Source organism: Streptomyces sp. NPDC025793, from assembly GCF_055558375.1.
Window position 1 is genome coordinate 1 of record NZ_JBVHMR010000064.1, and the last position, 18352, is coordinate 18352.

An 18352-nucleotide genomic window follows, 5' to 3' on the forward strand; every position below is an offset into this window, starting at 1 on the left:
GTCACCCGCAGCCGCCTCGGACGCCTCGTCCGCCAAGGCTTCCTCACCCAACCCGGACGAGGCCGCTACCAGAAACGGACTTAACGCCCACTGAGGTCTACGTGATCGACCCCAATGCTTGCACGGAGTGCGTGGGCTTCTACGACCATTTCGCGTGCCAGGCTGTGTGTCCGGTGGAGTGCTGCGTGCCGGATCCGAAGAGAGTGGAGACCGAGGAGGTTCTGATCAACCGAGCGTTGAGCCTGCACCCCGACGACGAGGAGCTCAAGCGCAAGGTAGCCGCCAACGACTACCCCAGCCACTTCCGGAAGTGAGCTTTCGCCGTTGCGCGGGTCAGGAGCTCGCGGCGATGCGGCGGGCGTGGTGCTGACGTACGAGAGCGGCGTGCGTGCGCATCACGGCGGCGCGGTCGGGTACGTGGTAGACACGCGCGTCGCGGTCGTAGTTGTCGAGTAGTTGCTTTCCGACAAGCACTTTCTTGTCCAGGTCCTTGCCGCAGGCCTTGAACAGCTCGCGGTAACGGGCCTGGTACTCCGGGCGGCCCTTCTTGCGGCTGGGCGCGGCGGTCGCGGGTTGTCCGCGACCGGCGAGGCATGACGCGGCGAGGCCGCCGAGCGTGACCCGGAGTGCCTGGCGGCGCGTTGATTCGAAAGTCATGCACGGAAAGTAGCAGATCGGCTACGTGAAGCTAGCAGGCGCCCGAAGCCCTGCCATCCGGTTGCCCAGCAGCTATGGCGCCCGGTCGAGCCCGAGATCGGCGAGCTGCTGGAGTTCGTCGGTGGTGACCTTCGCGCGCCTGGTCTTGGTGTTGGACAGGAATGCTCCGAGTCGGATTTCGGTCCCGTAGGGCAGGACCTCTACGTGGGATCGGCTGATGGGCCCTACAGAGCCCGTGCGGGCCTTGTACTGAGCGAGGGCGACACCTCTTCGAAGGGCCCCGGAGCCGTCCTTGGGCGCCGCTGCGGGTGCTTCCTGCGGCGGGTGCGGTACGACGCCGATGGCCTCCAGCAGCTCACGCTGCTTGGCCGTCAGACCCTGCCACACGGTGTGTTGGCGCTTCCGGGCCGGCCACTTCCCGATGTCCCCGCCGTGGACGGTGCCGCCGCCGGGCAGAACGTCGACCTGACCATCTTCCTCGCCGACCGGCTCGCGCAGTGCGGCGTAGTGCCGCTGCCAGGCGGCCGGCCTCTGTGGGTTCCAGTGCTCATCGACCGCCCCCAGCGCGGCCCTCCACGTCGGGTGGCCGTCGAGGGTGCTGGGCCGGTGCAGGTTGGACAGCCAGTGTCCGATCGGCCGGTCCAGCGCGGTCGCCGTTCTGGGCGCGCACAACGTCCAGTGTCCCTCGTAAGATGCCTTGCCGGCTTCCGGGTTCTCCTGGAAGCCGGCGTCGGCGACCGATCAGACCATGCCGAGCTGCTCCAGCCACCGGGCACGTTTGCTTCGCGCCGCGGCCGGCACTCCCGCTGGAGACGATGTCCTGAACGACCGCTCCGGGCTTGCGGATCCGCCCGGACGTCCGGTGCGCCTCGTCCACGGCGACCAGGTCCCAGCGGGAAGGCCGGCGGCCGTGTGGGACTGCTCTTGGGGGTTGGCGGGCTCAGCGGTTGTCGTGGAGGTCTTGGTGCATCTGGGGCTGGTCGTCCTTGTCGTGGGTGAGGGCGTAGAGCTCGACCTGGTTGAACGCCTTCGAGGCCACGCCGAGGATCTCGTCGTAGGGGTTGATGCCGGCCACCTGTTTGGCGGTGTCGCCGCCGAGTCCGCCGACGGTGCTGCTGAAGATGCTGTGCAGGGCCGCGGCGGGCTTGGCCACCAGGTCGACGGGGCTCTTGGGGATGCCGGCCATGTCGGCGTACTTGTCGGTGAACGCGGTGCGGACCAGGGCGATGAACGGCTCGTAGAAGCCGGGCGGGATCATCTGTTCCTTGTAGAACTTCAGGGCCTGCGCGGTCATGAAGGTGCAGTCCTCGGTCTGCTTCCACTCCTTGTCCCGCACCTGCTTCCACAGGCGGTCCGTCATGTCGGCGTCCTTGGGGATCAGCCACTTCTCGGGGGTGCCGAGGTAGTGGTTGATGTAGTGCCAGGCGCCCACGAAGCCCTGCGCGTCATCCGGCGTCACGTGGACACCGAGGTTCTTCATGGCTTCGAGGATCTGCACGCTGAAGACGCAGATGGCGCCGGTGGTGTACTTCTGCGGGACCGGCTCGCCCCACTTGGCGTAGTCCCACTGCCCGCTCTTCTTGTGGAGCTGGCGGACGGAGGCGTGGACCAGACGGACCTTGGTCACGGTGGCGGCCAGGGTGCCGTTGCGCAGGGCGTCCTTGTCGCCCATGCCGATGAACAGGCGCGAGGACTGCGACAGACGGCGGCCCGGACCCTCCACGCCGCCCAGCTTCCCGGTCGAGCGCAGGGTGTAGGCGCCCGTGGGGGAGAGATAGGTGCCGATCAGCCCGACGGTGCCCTGCAGCATGGACGCCACACCGTGGTGGTGGGCGAAGAAGCCCTCTGCCGCCGTGACGTCGGCCTTGCTCCAGCCCGGCGGCTCCTCGGAGGCGTCGTGCAGGAACTGCGCGAGCCGCTCGGGCAGGTTGGACAGCTCCTCCATGGGCATGTGCGGCTTGAGCGTCCCGATGGTGCGGAACAGCCCGTTGACGCCGTCGACCTCCCTGTTGTCGATGAGGTCGGACACCAGCGCGTCCGCAGCCGGATCACCCTCCAGGTTCGCGGCTTCCAGCTCGGCTTCCACTGTCTCCACGGTCAAGGGCACAGCACTGCTCCTCTCGATACGCGTACGGGGATGCGGCGCCGGCCGAACGGAACGCCCGGTGCGCCAGGATGATCTTCCCCGTTGCTGTCCGTGATCGGAGTGACCTGAAAGGGTGAGGAGGATGCGAACCGGGGGCGCAGCACGGGCGCACGATGAGGAATCGTTCTGGCCCCGCGCGACTCAGAGTCAACCTTTGGTGGCTGTTCGCCTGCCAGGTTCACCGCTGGGGTCGATCGGTCACGGTCTGCACCCTGATGCTGGGGGTTGCGGGCGCGGGAAGTGCCCAGGCGAGCCCGGCAAGGCATGGTTGCCCGGCGGGGGAGTTCTTCGCCACGAACAACACCGCGATCATCACGGATCCGGCCGACCCCCGGCTCAGGACCCGCCTGACGCGCTTCGATCACGAGGTTCGCGGGATCATCCATGCCCACGGCCGGAGGCCCGGCGCCTCGACACTTCTCGACGGAGTCTTCTGGTCCGGCGACCTCAAGCAGGCCACCTATGAGCGCTCGCGCGAGTTCGACGTCAACAGGGTCGGCCGGGACGGGCTGCACCACATCGCCAGCGTCGGCCGCCGATACTGTTGTGCGCCATCCCGAACGCGCCGCGGAACTCGGCGTCGACGACGAGGAGACCGCCGCGTGGCGGGACGCCGCGGCCCGCATGGCGGTGCCGTACAACCACGCGCTCGGCGTGAACGAGCAGTCGGCCGGCTTCACGAGTCTCCAGCGCTGGGACTTCGAGGCGACACCGCCCGAGAACTACCCGCTGCTGCTCCATTACCCCTATTTCGACCTCTACCGCAAACAGGTGGTGAAGCAGGCCGACCTGGTGCTGGCGATGATGGAGTGTCCGGATGCCTTCTCCGACGAGCAGAAGGCCCGCAACTTCGCCTACTACGAGGCCCTGACCGTCCGTGACTCCTCCCTGCCGGCGTGCTTCCAGGCGGTGCTCGCCGCCGAGACTGGGCACCTGCGCCTGGCCTACGCCTACCTCGGCGAGGCAGCGCTGGTGGACCTGGAGGACCTGGAGCACAACACCCGTGACGGGCTCCACATCGCCTCCCTCGCCGGAACGTGGATCGCGCTGGTCGCGGGGTTCGGAGGCTTGCGCCGGTACGGCGGTGACGAAGGGAGACAGGCCCTGCTGGCGTTCGCACCGCGCCTGCCGGAGGCGCTGTCCAGGGTGGCGTTCACACTGCTGGTACGCGGACGCAGACTGAAGGTGGACGTCGGTCCGTCCCGGGTGCGGTATCACCTGGAGGAGGGCGAACCCCTCGTGGTGCTGCATCACGGGGAGCCGATGTCCCTGACTGCCGACGCGCCGGTGGACCGCCCGATGCCGCCCGCACCCGTCCTCCCCGAGCCGCAACAGCCCCCGGGCCGCCACCCGGTGGGCCTGCCCGTCGAGGAGGAGGACCGGGCGGCGACGCCGGAGTAGCGCACCAGAGCCGGGGTGTGGCACGGACAGTCAGCGGAACAGGCCGAAGAACCCGCGCACCTGCTTGACCAGCGACTCCGGCTGCTCCAGCGCGGCGAAGTGGCCACCATGCGGCAGCTCCTCGAACCAGCGCAGGTCGGTGAACCGCAGCTCGGCCTCCCGCCTCGACGGGCGGGTTATGTCGCGCGGGTAGACCGACAGCCCGGATGGCGCGGTCACCTTGTCCCGGAAGTTGGCGAAGCTCTCCCAGTACAGGCGCGCCGACGACGTGGCCGACGCGGTGAACCAATAGACCGAGATCTCGTCGAGGATCGTCTGCCGCGACAACGCGTCCTCGGGATGGCCGTCGTTGTCCGTCCACGCCCAGAACTTCTCGGCGATCCAGGCGGCCTGCCCCGCCGGGGAGTCGGTGAGGCCGTAGCCGAGCGTCTGCGGCCGGGTCGCCTGGATCGCCGAGTACCCCCGGCCGGTGCGCTGCATCTCCATCTCGGCCTCGAGATTCGCCAGCTCCGCGGGCGTCGGGTCGTCGAACGTGCCCGCCGCCACGGATCCCAGGTTCAGGTGCACGCCGGCGACCCGCTCGGGCGCCACCTCGCCCAGCACCGCGGACACCGCCGAACCCCAGTCACCGCCCTGCGCGCCGTACCGTTCGTAACCCAGCGAGACCATCAACGTGTCCCAGGCGCGCGCGGTGCGAGTGATGCCCCATCCGGTCGTCGACGGCTTGTCACTCCAGCCGTACCCGGGCAACGACGGTGCGACCACGTGGAACGCGTCCGCCGGATCCCCGCCGTGCGCGCGCGGTTCGGTCAGCGGGCCGAGGACCTCCAGGAACTCGAGCACCGAACCCGGCCACCCGTGCGTGAGCACGAGCGGGAAGGCGTCCGGCTCCGGGGAGCGGACGTGCAGGAAGTGGATACCCAGCCCGTCGATCGTGTCGCGGTACTGCGGGAACACGTTCAGCCGCTCGGCGAACCCGAAGTCGTAGTCCTCGGCCCAGCTGCGGCAAAGCTCCTGCGCATACGCCAGCGGCAAACCCTGTGACCAATCGTCCACCGGCTCGCGCTCGGGCCACCGCGTCCGTCGCAATCGTTCACGCAGGTCCGCGATCTCGGCTTCGGTGATGCTGACCTCGAATGGCTCGGCGGACATGGCAAGGCTCCTTACTGGTCAAGGCGTTATCGGATCAGATGCAGGTGGACCGTCATCGCGGGCTCCCACGCGTGTAAGCGGGGCGGAGTGACACGTCGTGCCAGATGTTCAAGCGGATCGTCGGGTGCGCGCAGGGAACGTCCGTGATCGCAGCCGCTCGTGTGTCTTGAGGCGGCTTGATGCTGTTGTCTGGGTCGGTAAGGAGGTTCGGCATCGGTAACCAGGCAAACATGCGATGGATTGCTGTGCGCAACTGCTGGGGGGCATCGGTTGGTGCTGAGCAGGCCGCCGTCCCGGCAGCGGCATACGTGGTGAACACCTGCCTTGCCAACACGAGTGCATGCCCGTATCGGACGGCGAAGCCGCGATTCAGGCCGTCGAACGCGATGTTCGTCGGGCCCGTCAGGGCACCTGGGGCAGCGGGCGGTAGACGGTCAGTGGGGTTGGCGCCTTGTCCAGCAGCAGTTCGGGCGGGGCCGGGGCTGTCTCGCCGTCGTAGGCCACATGGGTGGCGCCGTCGAGACCGGTGACGCGCAGGCGCTCGACGCGTCGAGCGGAGAGCACAGGGGAGCGGCGCAGGGTGCCGGACAGGGCGGCGGCGACCAGGCGTAGCCGGGCCAGGTGGCCGGCCCGTACGACCCGTACGTCGAGCAGGCCGTCAGCCAGGTCGTGGCGGCGTACCGGCGCCAAGCCCAGCCCCCGGTAGGTGCAGTTGCCGATGAACAGCAGCCACATCTGACGCTCGTGGCCGTCGAATTCCGCTTTCACCGGGCGCGCGGTGCGCAGCACACGCAAGACTGCCAGCGTGCCCGCGGCCACACTGCCCAGACGTGGCGACCACTCCTCCCGAATCCGGACCAGGTCGGTGTAGGCGCCGATGCTGAAGGTGTTGACGAAGTACGCCTCACGGCCGTCCGGCCCCCGCCGGAATCGTGCCACGTCCACGCTCACGGCGTGCCCTCCCACGACGGCCTCGGCCGTGGCCCCGACCGAGTGCAGGTCCAGGTCGTAGGCGAAGTGGTTGAGTGTTCCGCCGGGCAGGACCGCCAGGGGCAGGCCACGTCGTACGGCGGCGGCGACGGCCGCGTTCACCGTGCCGTCGCCGCCGATCACCCCCAGCGCGGTGGCGCGCCCGGCTGCCTGCTCGAACAGCTCCTCCAGCGAGTCGCCCGGCTTCGCGGTGACGAACTCCGCCTCCGGCAGTGCGGCGCGTGCCTGCCGCAGCGCCTCGCCTCCCGTGCCTGCCGCGCTGTTGGCCACGACCACCAGTCCGCGCCCGGCGGGCAGCGCCGGTGCCTCGGCGTGCGGACGGGCCTGCGGGCCCAACTGCTCCCCGGTAGGCGCGATGCCGCGCACCGCGTACGCCGCGCCCACCCCGAGGGCCGCCCCGGCGAGTACGTCGCCGGGGTAGTGAACCCCGGTGTAGACGCGGGAGAAGGCCACCGACCAGGCCAGCGGAGCCAGCGCAAGGCCCCAGCGGCGGGACTCCAGGCCGGCGCCGAAGGCGAAGGCGGCGGCTGAGGCGGCATGGCCGGAGGGGAACGACGTGGTGAAGGGGAGGCGGGCGAGATGCCGCACCGCCGGTACCCGATCCAGCGGTGGCCGGGCACGCCGCGCAGACCGTTTGGCGAGGGTGTTCACGGTGGCCGAGGCCACGGCCAGTGACGCGACGGCGCGGACGGCGGCCCGCCGCCGGGTCCGCCCGCCTAGCGTGGCCATTCCGGCCGCGACACCGAACCACAGGAGCCCGTGGTCGGCGCTGCGGCTCAGCCGGGGCAGCACCTTCTCGGCGAGGGGCCAGTGACGGGCGGCGACCTCCTCGAAGACGCGCCGGTCGGCACGGGCCAGCAGTGTCCGCACCGGGCCGCGGGAGGAGCTGGCCCGGCCCCGGGTAGCGGCCGGCCGCGTGAGCAGGGTGAGCAGGGTGCGTGCGGTGTACTGAGGTCGGGACGCCATGCGATCAACGTGCCCGCTGGGTGCCGGGTGATGCCACCGGCCGGCCGGTCGTTCCGGGCGGCCCTCCCGCCCGGTGGCGCCGGTGGCCGCGGACTTCACCCGATTACCGCGCGCACGAGGCACCTCCGGCCGGGCGGCCGGCACCGTGGAAGTACGGGGAGGCAAGATCGGTACCCCGGTGCCCGACCGAGTACCCGTGGCGGACGAGGCGACCAGGACGACCGAGGACGGGACGACGCCTCACGAGTCACCGACCTGTCTGGTGACCGGTGCGGACGGCTGCATCGGCGGTCGGCTCGTGCCCGGGCTGCTGAACGTCGCAGAGCCCCAGCGTCGCCGGCATCCTCCGGACCTCGGCCGAACATTCATTCCCCCCGCTGGTCCGGCAGGAGTCGTTCGAAGGCGACCGGGAGCTGCTCCGGGCCGCGCAGGATGGCGTTCTCCCGGTACGGCGGGGGGTCGGCGACGAGGCGGGGGGGGAGAGACCAGACGGCGGGCGAGCACGGGCAGGGCGATCTGCACCTCGGCACGGGCGAGGGTGGCGCCGATGCAGTAGTGGATGCCGCCTCCGAAGCCGAGGTGGGCGTTGTCGGAGCGGTCGGGCAGGAACCGGCCGGGGTCGGCGAACCGTCGCGGATCCCGGTTGCCTGCGGCCAGGAGCAGGCGGATGCGTGAACCCTTGGGGACGGTCGTCCCGGCGATGTCGATGTCGGCCAGGGTGCTGCGTCCGGACATCTGTACCGGCGGATCGTGGCGCAGCACCTCCTCGACCAGCGGTGTGGCCAGGCCGGGGTCGTTGCGCAGCCGAGCGAGGAGATCGGGGTGGCGCAGCAGAGCGAGAGTCCCGTTGGCGATGAGGTCGACGGTGGTCTCGTGGCCGGCGATGAGCAGGAGCCCGAGGGTGACGCGGAGGTCGATGGCGTCCATCGGTCCGTCAGGAGCCTGGTCGTTCATCAGGCCGGCCAGCAGGTCGCCCCCGCCGTCGGCGCGGTGCCGCGCGATCAGCCCGGGCGGGGGAGTTCACTACGACCTTTTGCTCGGGCCGAGTCCGCGAAGTGCCGTCACCGTTCTGGGTATTCGGTGCCGTTCGGGCGGGTACTCGGCGTCCATGGGTACGACACATGAGCAAGTGGTCGCCATAGGCCCGATGACGGGGATGGTGGCCATCGTTTTCTGCGGTGTACTTGTCACGGCGGCCCTGGTGGTGGCCGTACGCCTCGGGATCCGAGTGCGCCGCGTCGAGTCGGCACCGCCACGGCGCTCGGATCATCCCACGTTGCCCCCTTCGGGGCCGGTGCGTGAGGAGCGGATTATGCGCGAGCCGAACGAGGTGACCCCGGCGGAGGGAAAGAATGACCGCCTCACCCCCTACCAGCTCGGGAACGCCCCGAGCAGGACCAGCCCGAATCAGGTCCGCTCTCGCTGGCAGCATGGCTCCAGCGGATCGTCCGGGCGCGGGGGCAGCGGTGCGACATAGCGCTGTGGGTGCCGAAATTTACGACTGTTCTGGTCAGGCGGCGTGTCGGTACTCGTGGGGGACTTCGCCGGGTCGGTCGTTTCGGCGGACGTCGAGGGGTGCGATCTGCTCGGCGTGGAGGGGCCCGGGGACGGCGCGGATGGGCGAGCCGGCTCGGAGGTAACGCCGCGCTGGACGACGTCGTGGTGGCAGCCGAGGCCGGCGGCTGCGGCAATCGGCTCGCCGCGCCCGAGGGGCCGGCCACCGTCGAGAGCGACGCCGCCGTGCGCGTCCCGCTGCTGTGGGGACGCCGCCTCGCCCAACCGTCCGGCTGGCACGGATCCGCCGACCCGGAGGCCTTGCCCAGAGTACCCAGAACTACAGTCGCGCCCTGCGAGAGCTGAGCACCAGGCCCTCCCGCTGACCTGTGGCTCCTGTTGTTGCGTCAGTTCCCGTGCGAAGCCAGTCGATCATGATTGAATGCAGCGCTTCGCGGCGCTCGGACTGCTGGTGCCGCGCACACTCTCTCCTCTCGATGTGACGCGGGTCACATCGGCCCCATGTCACGAACGGAAGGGCAGCCTGCGTCTGGTGGTCGTCCGCACAGCGGGAACGACCGACACGAAGAGGACAGCAGAGCGATGAACGCGACAGCAGCGCAGCAGCACGAGGTCCTGGTCCTGGGCGCCGGCTACGCCGGGCTCTCCGCTGCGATCCAGCTCGCGGCCCGCACCAGGAAGCGTGGGAACCTGCGGGTGACGCTGATCAACCCCTACGACACCTTCACCGAGCGGCTCCGACTGCACATGACCGCCACCGGTCAGGAGACGGCCGAGATGAACATCCCGGAGCTGCTGGACGGCACCGGCGCCGGCTTCGTCCGTGGCTGGGTCACCGCCGTGGACGCCGAGGCGAAGACCGTCCGGATCGACGACGACCGGGTCCTGCGCTACGACACCCTGGTCTACGGCCTGGGCAGCATCGCGGACACCGTCGCCGTCCCCGGCGTGGACGACCACGCCTACACCCTCAACAGCCCGGAGGACGCCGCCATCCTCGCCGACCGGCTGACCCGGCTCGACGGTGGGACCGTCGTGGTCGGCGGCAGCGGCCTCACCGGCGTCGAAGCCGCCGCGGAGATCGCCGAGCGGCACCCGGAGCTCGAGGTGGTGCTGCTGGGCCGGCAGGAGCCGGGCGCGAGCATGCACCCGAAGGCCAAGGCCTACCTGGACGCGGCACTCGCCCGGCTCGGCGTGCGGGTGCGAAGCGGCGTCGAGGTGGCCAAGGTGCTGCCGGACAGTGTCGAGCTCGCGGACGGCTCCAGCATCCCGGCGGGCGCGGTGCTGTGGACCAGCGGCACCCGTGTCTCGCCGCTGGCTGCCGCCGCGGGCCTGTCCGTCGACGAGCGCGACCGTGTGGTCGCCGACAGCGCACTGCGCTCGGTCTCCCACCCGGAGGTCTATGCCGTGGGCGATGCGGCAGCGATCCGTCAGGGCTACGGCGTGATGCACGGGACCTGTCAGGGGGGTATGCCCACCGGCGTGCACGCGGCCCTCTCGATCCTGCGGGTGCTGGCCGGCAAGGAGCCCAAGCCCTTCCGTTTCGGCTACTACCACACACCTGTCAGTCTGGGCCGGAACGACGCCGTCGTGCAGTTCACCCACCCCGACGACAGCCCGCGCCGGATCGTGCTGACCGGCACGCGAGCCGCAAAGTACAAGGAGACGGTCACCGCCGCGCCGTGGCCGACCTTCGCCCGCATGAAGAAGATGCCCGCCTCGGGCGCGTTCTGGCCGCACGGCGGCCGCTACACCCGGATCCGGAGCGCCAAGTGACCCAGCCGCAGCAGGCCGACCTCGACCAGCTTGCCTTCCAGCAGTACCGCACCCTCCTCTTCTCCGTCGCCTACCGCATCCTCGGCACCGCCGCCGATGCCGAGGACGTGGTCCAGGACGCCTGGCTCAAGTGGTCGGCGGCCGACCGTTCCCAGGTCGCCGACCCCAAGGCCTACCTGACCCGGATCGCCTCCAACCTGGCGATGGAGCGGCTTCGTTCGACTCGCCACCAGCGCGAGACCTACGTCGGGCCATGGCTTCCCGAGCCGATCCTCACCGGCCCGGACACAGCTGACGGCGTTGCCACGACGGACTCGGTCTCCACGGCCCTGCTGGTTGTGCTGGAGACGCTGAGTCCCCTGGAGCGCGCGGTCTTCGTGCTGAAGGAGGTCTTCGCCTTCAGCTATGCGGAGATCGCGGAGGCGGTGGAACGCTCGGAGGCGGCGGTCCGGCAGGCCGCGCACCGCGCCCGCGAGCACGTCCAGGCCCGCCGGCCCCGTTTCACCGCGGACCGCGCCCGCCAACGCGACGTCACCGAACGCTTCTTCGCGGCGACGGCGGGCGGCGACATCAACACCCTCATGGAGGTGCTCTCCCCGGACGTGACGCTGTGGACCGATGGCGGCGGCAAGGTCCGCCAGGCCCTCAAGCCGGTCGTCGGCCTGGAGACCGTGGCCCGTTGGTTCGCCGCACTCGGCACCGTGACCTACCAGGGCATCGAGCCCGGGCAGATGCGGGCAGAGCTCACCTGGATCAACGGCGGCCCGGGCCTGGTCTTCCGCGGCCCCGACCGGGTGGTCGCCACGCTGACCTTCGACTTCGATCCGGAAGGCCGCATCTCGACCATCCACAACGTGGCCAACCCCGACAAGCTCCACGCAGTCGCCGGCGGCACTCGGCACGAACTCTCCTGAGCCGCCTGAGCGTTGTCGACGCCCTCCGCAATCACTGTGAGCGCCCGGGCCCGCTGCCCCAGCACAGCCCGGGCCCAGATGGAACCGGATGCGGCAGGCAGCGGCCGTCCTGATCCACTTCTTCTGATCGGCCTGCCTGCCTTGCTTGTTGCTGCCGCGCGCCCGATAGTCCTGACCGCCGCCGAGCGGCACCGGTTGAAGAAAGCGGCCTGGGGCCATAAGGCCGAGTACCGGGCCAGGCTGCGGGCGCAGATCGTGCTCCGGACGGCTCGGGGCAGGTCCAACGCGCGGATCGCCGTTGAGGGGGCAGTGCACGTGGACACCGTGCGCACGTGGCGGGGCCGGTTCGCCGACCTGGACCTGCCGGGCCTGGCCGACCGCAAGCGCCCCGGGCGGCCCACAGCTTTCACTGCGCTGCAAGCTGCGCAGGTCAAGGCGCTGGCCTGCCAGCTTAGGGCCGAGGCCGGCGCACCGCTGTCGCGCTGGTCGTGCCCGGAGCAGGCCCGCGAGGCCGTCGAGTGTGGCATCGCGCCCTTCTGTCGGCGTCCACCGTGCGCCGCTGGCTCGACCAGGACGCGCTCAAGCCCTGGCAGCACCGCTCGTGGATCTTCATCACCGACCCGGACTTCCGGCCCAAGGCCGAGCGCGTGCTGGACCTGTATGCCCGCACCTGGGACGGCACCCCGCTCGGCGCGGACGAGTACGTGATCAGCGCGGACGAGAAGACCTCCATCCAGGCCCGCTGTCGCTGCCATCCCACCCTGGCGCCAGGCCAGGCGCGAGCGATGCGGGTGAATCACACCTACGGGCGCGGCGGCGTGCTGGCCTACCTGGCCGCCTACGACGTCCACCAGGCCACAGTGTTCGGCCACTGCGAGCCGACCACCGGCATAGCCCCGTTCATGGCCCTGGTCGCCCAGGTGATGCGCCAGGAGCCCTACGCGAGCGCGAAGCGCGTGTTTTGTGATCCGGTCTCGGCGGAGGAGCCGGAGCAGTTCGAGACCGAGTGCTCGTCGGCTTCGTGCTCGCGCGAGCCTCGGCGGGCCTGGGCTCGGCACGCTCGGCGAAGGCACCGGACTGGTCACCCTCACCGTCGGAGGCGCGGACGCGGGCTTCGCCGGCGTCATGACGACCTGCGCACTGGGCGGCACCAGCCGCTCTGTCAGCCGTCACCGCCGCCCGCGCCACGGTGGACAGGTCCGGATCTCCTGACGGGGCCCTGACAAGTCGCGCCGTACGCTCTCGTTCATGGCTGCCGAATCCGTGACCCTGCGCCCCGTCGACGAGGACGACCTCCCCCTGCTGGAACGCTTCCTCACCGAGCCGGAGACGGCGGGGCCGTTCCAGTGGTACGGCTACACCGACCCGCGGCGGTTCCGGCAGCGATGGACGGAGAACCGGCTGCTCGGTGAGGACGGCGGCCAGCTCATCGTCACGGCAGGGGACGAGCCGCTGGGGTTCGTCGCCTGGCGGAGGGTCGTCGTCACGGCCTCCACCTACTGCTGGAACATGGGCGCCCAGCTGCTGCCCGAGGCCCGCGGCCGGGGCATCGGCACCCGGGCCCAGCTACAGCTCGTCCGGTACCTCTTCGCCCATACACCCGTGATGCGGATCGAGGCCGACACCGAGGCCGAGAACATCGCCGAGCAGCGGGCCCTGGAGAAGGCCGGGTTCACCCGCGAGGGCGTACTGCGGGGCATCGTCTTCCGGGACGGCCGGTGGCGCGACGGCGTCGCCTACAGCGTGCTGCGCGACGACCCGCTGCCCGCCGACGTGTGAGGCGTACACCTCGTCTCGGCCCTGTCCTCCCGAAACTCCGGCGAAGTGACAAGTAGCTCAGAGTGACCGGCCAGTGGGCCAAGAGTGCCCCGAGGTTCAGGAGAACTTGCCGAGGACGTCATGCCAGGTGCTGACAACTTGGGCAAGCTGGGTCGACGCGCCGGCGGCGGCAGTGATCGCGGCCATGGCCGCCTTGGCACGACTGAGTCTGCGGGGCTCCTCCGGTGCGGCAGCGGCATCGGCGACGTCGGCCAGGTGGTCGAGCAGTTGGGCACGCTGATTCCCAGCAAGTTCCGGCGCTTGTCGGACCGCCTCGGTTAGGGCACGGATGGCCGCCGCGACGTCGGCGTGTCCGCGTTCGGCGAGAGTGTTGGCCACGGAGACGATGCTGTTGTTCACGTCGCCGATCGCACCGACATTGCCGTAGACGGTGACCGCATCGCGTCGCTTGCCCTGACCGGAGTTCTCCGCATAAACCGGCATCATCTCGTACACCTCCGCAAGGTAGTTGAGCGCGATGGCCAGGTACGCCCCATAGATCCGCGAATGGAGACCGTCAGCGATCTTTAAGTACAGGCGACCCGTCGGTCCCATCTCATCGCTCTCTTGCGCGTATTGGCAGAGAGCATCCAGATGGCGAAGCTCGCGGGTATCGAAGTTGTCCGAGACTTCCCGCGTGCGGAAGCCCCAAAGCGATCTACGGAACTCCTCGCTCAGACCGTCCCGGCCAGGCTGGTAACCCCTCTGGGCAACGGCCTCGTACTGGGCAAGGCCCCGCTCGATGGTCCCAGCAAGGTTGTCAGCAACGGTTCGCGCAACAACGTCCTCCCGAAGTCTGGCGAACTCTGGCGGATGCGCGACGCGGAGCACAGGTGCGGGCATTGGCGTCGCACGGCGATCCGCCAGGACGGTCAGGCCGTCGTAGAGGGCAGCCAGCCCCGGCCTGAGCAGCGGCCTGAGCTCACGCGCCGAAACGGCCGGCCAATTACTCCAGGTCATGATCCGGATCACTGGCCTCAGCGCTTCGCCGAAGCCCGCAGGATCCGCTCCCTTCTCCACGTCCGCGAGCCAGCCGCGGCCGTAGAAGCTGCCGAGGATGTACCTGGCACTGAATTCCCAGCCCCCCAAATAGCCCTCCTCCGACCCCTCACCGACTACGGTGCGTATGAGGTTTTTGGCTTGCTCTTCCCGCCCCGAGCCCCGTAGTCCTCCCGGTTCCAGAAACGGGCGGGCGGCTCGTGCATAGGCACGAGCCTGCTCCCCGATGCGCTGCCCGAGGACTGGCACGGACTCGTTGATCACTCGACGTGCGAGGTCAGGGTCGGGCAGCGGGGTGTCGCGCGTAAATGGCATGTAGTCATCATGACCACGCACCACCAAGCGCGTCCCTGAAACGTTCGGGAAACTGTGGAGAGGGCAAAACAGCCGAACCCATGACAACAGGCCGCCACATCGCCTACAGAGAGCTACTTGTCACTTCGCCGGAGCTTCGGGAGGACAGGGCCTCATCCCTGTGCCATCGGTCAGCGGGCTGGCACCAGGACCCCGCAGTGTCCCGGGACCGCCGTTTTCCCGTGGTGGCCACGGAACGGAGCGGAAGCTAGGTCCACCTGGGTCCTGGGTCCGCATCCTCGTACGAGCCGGTTCGTCCCGGTGTCCGTCGGCATCGGTGAAGCGCAACTGGGCGCCAGGATGCGGCCGTTCCTTCCGTACGATCAGTCGCATCCCGCTCGGCCAGCCCAGTGAGCGCGTCACCGGCGATCTCGGTCACCCAGGCGCCGACGCGGATCTCGCCGACGGGCCCAACGGCCGGCGACCACGCGGCCGCCGGAACCTTCTGCATTCGATGCTGGACGCGGTGGTGTCAGCGGGTGGAATGGTGCCCTTCGACGCCGGTGGCAGGGCGCTCGGTCAGCGTGTCGGCGGCCAGGCGGCGCAGCAGGACCAGCGCGTCGGCGCTGGGAGTGCCCGGCTGTGCGGAGTAGACGAAAAGTTGCTGTCCGGGCGCGCTGGTGACGGTGAACGCTTCGTAGTGCAGGCGCATCTCACCCACCAGCGGGTGCCACAGGTGTTTGTCCTCGCTGGTGCGGGGCCGGACCTCGTATCTGGCCCACAGGGTCGCGAACGCCGGGCTGTGCAGGGACACTTCCCCCACGACCTGGGCGACGCGCGGGTCGTTCGGGAAGGGAGCCGACAGCGCCCGGAGGTTGCCGACGACGCCTTGGGCGGCATGGTCCCAGTCCCGGTAGAACCGGCGGGCGGCGGGGTCCAGGAAGATCATGCGCAGCAGGTTGTCGATGTGGTCGAACCCGCTGTAGAGCTGCTGTCCGGCGGGGTTGGCGGCCAGGATGTCCAGCGCGGGGCTGACCACGCAGGCGGGCAGGTCCAGGAAGTGATCCATCAGCCGGGTCAGCTCCGGGCTGACCGTCCGCGCCGGGCCGGCGACCGCGGTTCGCGGAGCCGGCTGGGCGAGCCGGAACAGGTACCCGGTGGCATCGCCGTCCAGGCGCAGGGCGCGGGCCACGGCTTCCAGGACCTGCTCCGAGGGGTGCCGTTCCCGGCCCTGCTCCAGCCGCGTGTAGTAGTCCGTGCTGACCCCGGCGAGCAGCGCGACCTCTTCCCGGCGCAGCCCAGGCACCCGGCGGGAGGTGTGCGACGGCAGGCCCGCGTCCACCGGCGACACCAGGTCGCGGCGTGCGCGAAGGAAGTCACCGAGCTCGTTGTCCCTCGTCATACCGACCACCGTAACGGCGCGCCGTGCGCCGGGCCTGGGTGTGCCGCACCCTGCCTGAGAGGGGGTGCGGCACACCCTTCTCCGCCCGGCACGGCGTTCGTAGCGTCGGTCCACGTACCGAGGCACCGGCCTCGGATCGACGTGGAGATGGGCGGAGCAGGAAAGTCATGAACAGGACAGCAGACGTGCCCGCATCGGCCGTGCCACCGGGGGTGAGCCGTACGGTGACCCTCGCACTGGCCGTGGCGTGCGGGCTGACCGTTGCCAACCTCTACTACGCGCAGCCCCTACTCGATCTCATCGCCGCCTCCTTCGGCGTCGGTCAGGGGTCCGCCACCGTGGTCGTGACGCTGACCCAGGCCGGTTACGCCGCCGGGCTGCTGTTCCTGCTGCCGCTGGGCGATCTCGTCGAGAACCGAGCCCTGGCGACGCGGACCCTGCTGGTGACGGCATCGGCCGTGCTACTGGCCGCCGTCGCCCCAGCCTTCGGCATGTTTCTGGCCGCCTCGGTGCTGGTCGGGATCACCTCCGTCGTCGTACAGGTACTCGTTCCACTGGCGGCCCATCTGGCCCCGGCCGACCACCGCGGCACGATCGTGGGCCGCGTCATGAGCGGGCTGCTGCTGGGCATCCTGCTCGCCCGGACCGCCGCCAGCCTGGTCGCCGACCTGCTGGGGTGGCGCGCGATCTACTTCATCTCCGCGGCGCTGATGGTCGTGCTCAGCGTGGTCCTGCACCGGGTACTGCCCAGGCGCCGACCCGACCAGAGGGCCGACTATCGCTCGCTGCTGGCGAGCATCGGGGAACTGGTGCGGCGCGAGCCCGTTCTGCGCCGTCGCGCCCTGTGCCAGGCGACGATGTTCGGCGCGTTCACCGTGTTCTGGACGGCCATCGCCTACGAACTCATCGACGAGCACGGCCTCGGCCAGGCGCAGATCGCGCTGTTCGCGCTGGTCGGCGCGGGTGGCGCGGCAGCGGCGCCGATCGCCGGCCGGATCGCCGACCGGGGACACGGCCGCGGGGCCGGCGGCGGGGCACTGCTGCTCGCCGCATTCGCCTTCGTGCTCGCCGCACTCGGACACGGCAGCGTGCCGCTGCTCGCCGTCGCCGCGGTGCTGCTGGACTTCGCCGTGCAGTGCCACCAAGTGCTGAGCCAGCACGAGATATACGGGCTGCGCGCCGACGCACGCGCCCGTATCAACACCGTCTTCATGACCACGGTCTTCGCCGGGGGCACCGTGTCGTCGGCTGTTACCGGCGTCCTGCACAGCGCCTACGCCTGGAACGGCGTGTGCGCGTTCGGCACGGCACTGCCGCTGGCCGGACTGCTCGTGTGGGCCTGGGGCGTGCGATCCGCTCGGCGCGCCCAGAAGGCGGTCGACGCCGGGCGCCGGGCCGGGACGGTGCAGCCCGCGGACATCGCCTGACCAAGCCAACCCACCGCAAGGACGTACCCAGGAGACGGGAGACTTCCATGAGCAAGATCTGGTTCATCACCGGCGCCTCGAAGGGCTTCGGCCGCGAGTGGTCCGTCGCCGCCCTGGAGCGTGGCGACAAGGTGGCCGCCACCGCCCGCGACATATCCACCCTGGACGACCTGGTCGCGCGCTACGGCGACCTGGTCTTCCCACAGCGGCTCGATGTCACCGACCGTGCCGCCGCCTTCCGGACCGTACGGGCCGCGCACGACCACTTCGGACGGCTCGACGTCATCGTCAACAACGCCGGTTACGGACAGTTCGGCATGATCGAGGAAATCAGCGAGGCCGAGGCCCGCGCGCAACTGGACACCAACCTGTTCGGGGCGCTGTGGGTGACCCAGGCGGCACTGCCTCTCCTACGCGAACAGTACTCCGGGCACATCATGCAGGTCAGCTCGATCAGCGGCGTCTGCGCCTTCCCGAACGTCGGGATCTACGCCGCGTCGAAGTGGGCTCTGGAAGCCTTCAGCCAGTCACTGGCCCAGGAAGTGGCCCAGTTCGGCATCACGGTCACGCTCATCGAGCCGACCGGATACTCCACCGACTGGTCCGGACCGTCCGCCTGCACGGCCGCCCCGAACCCCGCGTACACCGACTACCGCGAGCGGGCGCAGGAAGCACGGCGCAAACGCAACGCGGTGCAGGGCGACCCGTTCGCGACACGGGACGCCGTCCTGCGGATCATCGACGCGGCCCGACCGCCACTGCGCGTCTTCCTCGGCGACGGACCGCTCGCCGTCGCGACCGCCGAGTACGAGTCGCGGCTGGCGACATGGCGGGAGTGGGAGGCGCTGTCGATTGCCGCCCACGGCAAGAACTAGCCGTCGCAACCCGCACTCCC

16 protein-coding genes and 3 pseudogenes are annotated in these 18352 nt (G+C 70.1%); 10 read left to right on the plus strand and 9 right to left on the minus strand.

The window, feature by feature from the left end:
- Positions 1-131: 131 nt before the first annotated feature.
- On the plus strand, positions 132-314 hold the full coding sequence (locus tag ACZ4MF_RS44880; protein ID WP_467499661.1) for a hypothetical protein: 183 nt from the start codon (positions 132-134) through the stop codon (positions 312-314).
- 19 nt (positions 315-333) lie between these two features.
- Here the strand turns inward: ACZ4MF_RS44880 and ACZ4MF_RS44885 are convergent, their stop codons facing one another.
- The 3 genes from ACZ4MF_RS44885 to ACZ4MF_RS44895 all read right to left on the minus strand — a co-directional run bounded on the left by ACZ4MF_RS44885 (position 334) and on the right by ACZ4MF_RS44895 (position 2752).
- Positions 334-657, minus strand: a complete 324-nt coding sequence (locus ACZ4MF_RS44885) for a hypothetical protein (RefSeq protein WP_467499663.1) — start codon at positions 655-657, stop codon at positions 334-336.
- Between the two features lie 72 nt (positions 658-729).
- On the minus strand, positions 730-1329 hold the full coding sequence (locus ACZ4MF_RS44890; RefSeq protein ID WP_467499665.1) for a helicase associated domain-containing protein: 600 nt from the start codon (positions 1327-1329) through the stop codon (positions 730-732).
- Positions 1330-1597: 268 nt separating this feature from the next.
- Positions 1598-2752, minus strand: coding sequence for an oxygenase MpaB family protein (locus ACZ4MF_RS44895; RefSeq protein ID WP_467499703.1), 1155 nt, complete (start codon positions 2750-2752; stop codon positions 1598-1600).
- Between the two features lie 579 nt (positions 2753-3331).
- On the opposite strand from ACZ4MF_RS44895, the pseudogene ACZ4MF_RS44900 reads away from it, so the two are divergent.
- Positions 3332-4204: pseudogene (locus ACZ4MF_RS44900) on the plus strand (glycosyl hydrolase family 65 domain-containing protein); the annotation flags it as partial.
- Positions 4205-4234: 30 nt separating this feature from the next.
- Here ACZ4MF_RS44900 and ACZ4MF_RS44905 read toward each other — a convergent pair.
- The 3 genes from ACZ4MF_RS44905 to ACZ4MF_RS44915 all read right to left on the minus strand — a co-directional run bounded on the left by ACZ4MF_RS44905 (position 4235) and on the right by ACZ4MF_RS44915 (position 8239).
- Positions 4235-5356, minus strand: coding sequence for an alpha/beta fold hydrolase (locus ACZ4MF_RS44905; protein WP_467499667.1), 1122 nt, complete (start codon positions 5354-5356; stop codon positions 4235-4237).
- A gap of 402 nt (positions 5357-5758) precedes the next feature.
- Positions 5759-7312 (minus strand): phosphatase PAP2 family protein, encoded by a 1554-nt coding sequence (locus ACZ4MF_RS44910; RefSeq protein WP_467499669.1) that lies wholly within the window; start codon positions 7310-7312, stop codon positions 5759-5761.
- Between the two features lie 240 nt (positions 7313-7552).
- Positions 7553-8239: a cytochrome P450 gene (locus ACZ4MF_RS44915; protein ID WP_467499671.1), complete on the minus strand. Its 687-nt coding sequence runs from the start codon at positions 8237-8239 to the stop codon at positions 7553-7555.
- Between the two features lie 181 nt (positions 8240-8420).
- On the opposite strand from ACZ4MF_RS44915, the gene ACZ4MF_RS44920 reads away from it, so the two are divergent.
- The 6 genes and pseudogenes from ACZ4MF_RS44920 (at position 8421) to ACZ4MF_RS44945 (ending at position 13296) form a co-directional block, all read left to right on the plus strand.
- Complete coding sequence (locus ACZ4MF_RS44920; protein WP_467499673.1) at positions 8421-8789, plus strand: DUF6479 family protein; 369 nt, start codon at positions 8421-8423, stop codon at positions 8787-8789.
- A 620-nt stretch (positions 8790-9409) separates the two neighbouring features.
- Positions 9410-10603, plus strand: a complete 1194-nt coding sequence (locus tag ACZ4MF_RS44925) for an NAD(P)/FAD-dependent oxidoreductase (protein WP_467499675.1) — start codon at positions 9410-9412, stop codon at positions 10601-10603.
- A complete protein-coding gene (locus ACZ4MF_RS44930) occupies positions 10600-11517 on the plus strand; it encodes an RNA polymerase sigma-70 factor (RefSeq protein WP_467499677.1) in 918 nt (305 codons plus the stop codon). The genes ACZ4MF_RS44925 and ACZ4MF_RS44930 overlap by 4 nt, the downstream gene beginning before the upstream one ends.
- A 78-nt stretch (positions 11518-11595) precedes the next feature.
- A pseudogene (locus ACZ4MF_RS44935) lies at positions 11596-12018 on the plus strand (helix-turn-helix domain-containing protein); the annotation flags it as partial.
- Positions 12019-12068: 50 nt separating this feature from the next.
- The gene (locus tag ACZ4MF_RS44940; protein WP_467499705.1) at positions 12069-12740 is read left to right on the plus strand and encodes a transposase; all 672 of its coding nucleotides are present in this window, start codon (positions 12069-12071) and stop codon (positions 12738-12740) included.
- Positions 12741-12765: 25 nt separating this feature from the next.
- The gene (locus ACZ4MF_RS44945; protein ID WP_467499679.1) at positions 12766-13296 is read left to right on the plus strand and encodes a GNAT family N-acetyltransferase; all 531 of its coding nucleotides are present in this window, start codon (positions 12766-12768) and stop codon (positions 13294-13296) included.
- Positions 13297-13392: 96 nt separating this feature from the next.
- On the opposite strand, the gene ACZ4MF_RS44950 is transcribed toward ACZ4MF_RS44945, so the two are convergent.
- The 3 genes and pseudogenes from ACZ4MF_RS44950 to ACZ4MF_RS44960 form a co-directional block, all read right to left on the minus strand.
- On the minus strand, positions 13393-14649 hold the full coding sequence (locus tag ACZ4MF_RS44950; protein ID WP_467499681.1) for a hypothetical protein: 1257 nt from the start codon (positions 14647-14649) through the stop codon (positions 13393-13395).
- 297 nt (positions 14650-14946) lie between these two features.
- Positions 14947-15124: pseudogene (locus tag ACZ4MF_RS44955) on the minus strand (IS1380 family transposase); the annotation flags it as partial.
- A 36-nt stretch (positions 15125-15160) separates the two neighbouring features.
- Complete coding sequence (locus ACZ4MF_RS44960) at positions 15161-16030, minus strand: helix-turn-helix domain-containing protein (protein WP_467499683.1); 870 nt, start codon at positions 16028-16030, stop codon at positions 15161-15163.
- 167 nt (positions 16031-16197) lie between these two features.
- On the opposite strand from ACZ4MF_RS44960, the gene ACZ4MF_RS44965 reads away from it, so the two are divergent.
- Both ACZ4MF_RS44965 and ACZ4MF_RS44970 read left to right on the plus strand, forming a co-directional pair.
- Positions 16198-17457, plus strand: coding sequence for an MFS transporter (locus ACZ4MF_RS44965; protein ID WP_467499685.1), 1260 nt, complete (start codon positions 16198-16200; stop codon positions 17455-17457).
- A 47-nt stretch (positions 17458-17504) separates the two neighbouring features.
- The gene (locus tag ACZ4MF_RS44970; RefSeq protein WP_467499687.1) at positions 17505-18332 is read left to right on the plus strand and encodes an SDR family oxidoreductase; all 828 of its coding nucleotides are present in this window, start codon (positions 17505-17507) and stop codon (positions 18330-18332) included.
- Positions 18333-18352 lie beyond the last annotated feature (20 nt).

What these genes read in the sequence shown, in the direction of transcription:
- ACZ4MF_RS44945 (WP_467499679.1), top strand. Translation starts at nt 12,766, where the DNA reads ATGGCTGCCGAATCCGTGACCCTGCGCCCCGTCGACGAGGACGACCTC.
- ACZ4MF_RS44965 (WP_467499685.1), top strand. Translation starts at nt 16,198, where the DNA reads ATGAACAGGACAGCAGACGTGCCCGCATCGGCCGTGCCACCGGGGGTG.
- ACZ4MF_RS44960 (WP_467499683.1), bottom strand. Translation starts at nt 16,030, where the DNA reads ATGACGAGGGACAACGAGCTCGGTGACTTCCTTCGCGCACGCCGCGAC.
- ACZ4MF_RS44925 (WP_467499675.1), top strand. Translation starts at nt 9,410, where the DNA reads ATGAACGCGACAGCAGCGCAGCAGCACGAGGTCCTGGTCCTGGGCGCC.
- ACZ4MF_RS44915 (WP_467499671.1), bottom strand. Translation starts at nt 8,239, where the DNA reads ATGGACGCCATCGACCTCCGCGTCACCCTCGGGCTCCTGCTCATCGCC.
- ACZ4MF_RS44950 (WP_467499681.1), bottom strand. Translation starts at nt 14,649, where the DNA reads ATGCCATTTACGCGCGACACCCCGCTGCCCGACCCTGACCTCGCACGT.
- ACZ4MF_RS44885 (WP_467499663.1), bottom strand. Translation starts at nt 657, where the DNA reads ATGACTTTCGAATCAACGCGCCGCCAGGCACTCCGGGTCACGCTCGGC.
- ACZ4MF_RS44910 (WP_467499669.1), bottom strand. Translation starts at nt 7,312, where the DNA reads ATGGCGTCCCGACCTCAGTACACCGCACGCACCCTGCTCACCCTGCTC.
- ACZ4MF_RS44970 (WP_467499687.1), top strand. Translation starts at nt 17,505, where the DNA reads ATGAGCAAGATCTGGTTCATCACCGGCGCCTCGAAGGGCTTCGGCCGC.
- ACZ4MF_RS44905 (WP_467499667.1), bottom strand. Translation starts at nt 5,356, where the DNA reads ATGTCCGCCGAGCCATTCGAGGTCAGCATCACCGAAGCCGAGATCGCG.
- ACZ4MF_RS44920 (WP_467499673.1), top strand. Translation starts at nt 8,421, where the DNA reads ATGGGTACGACACATGAGCAAGTGGTCGCCATAGGCCCGATGACGGGG.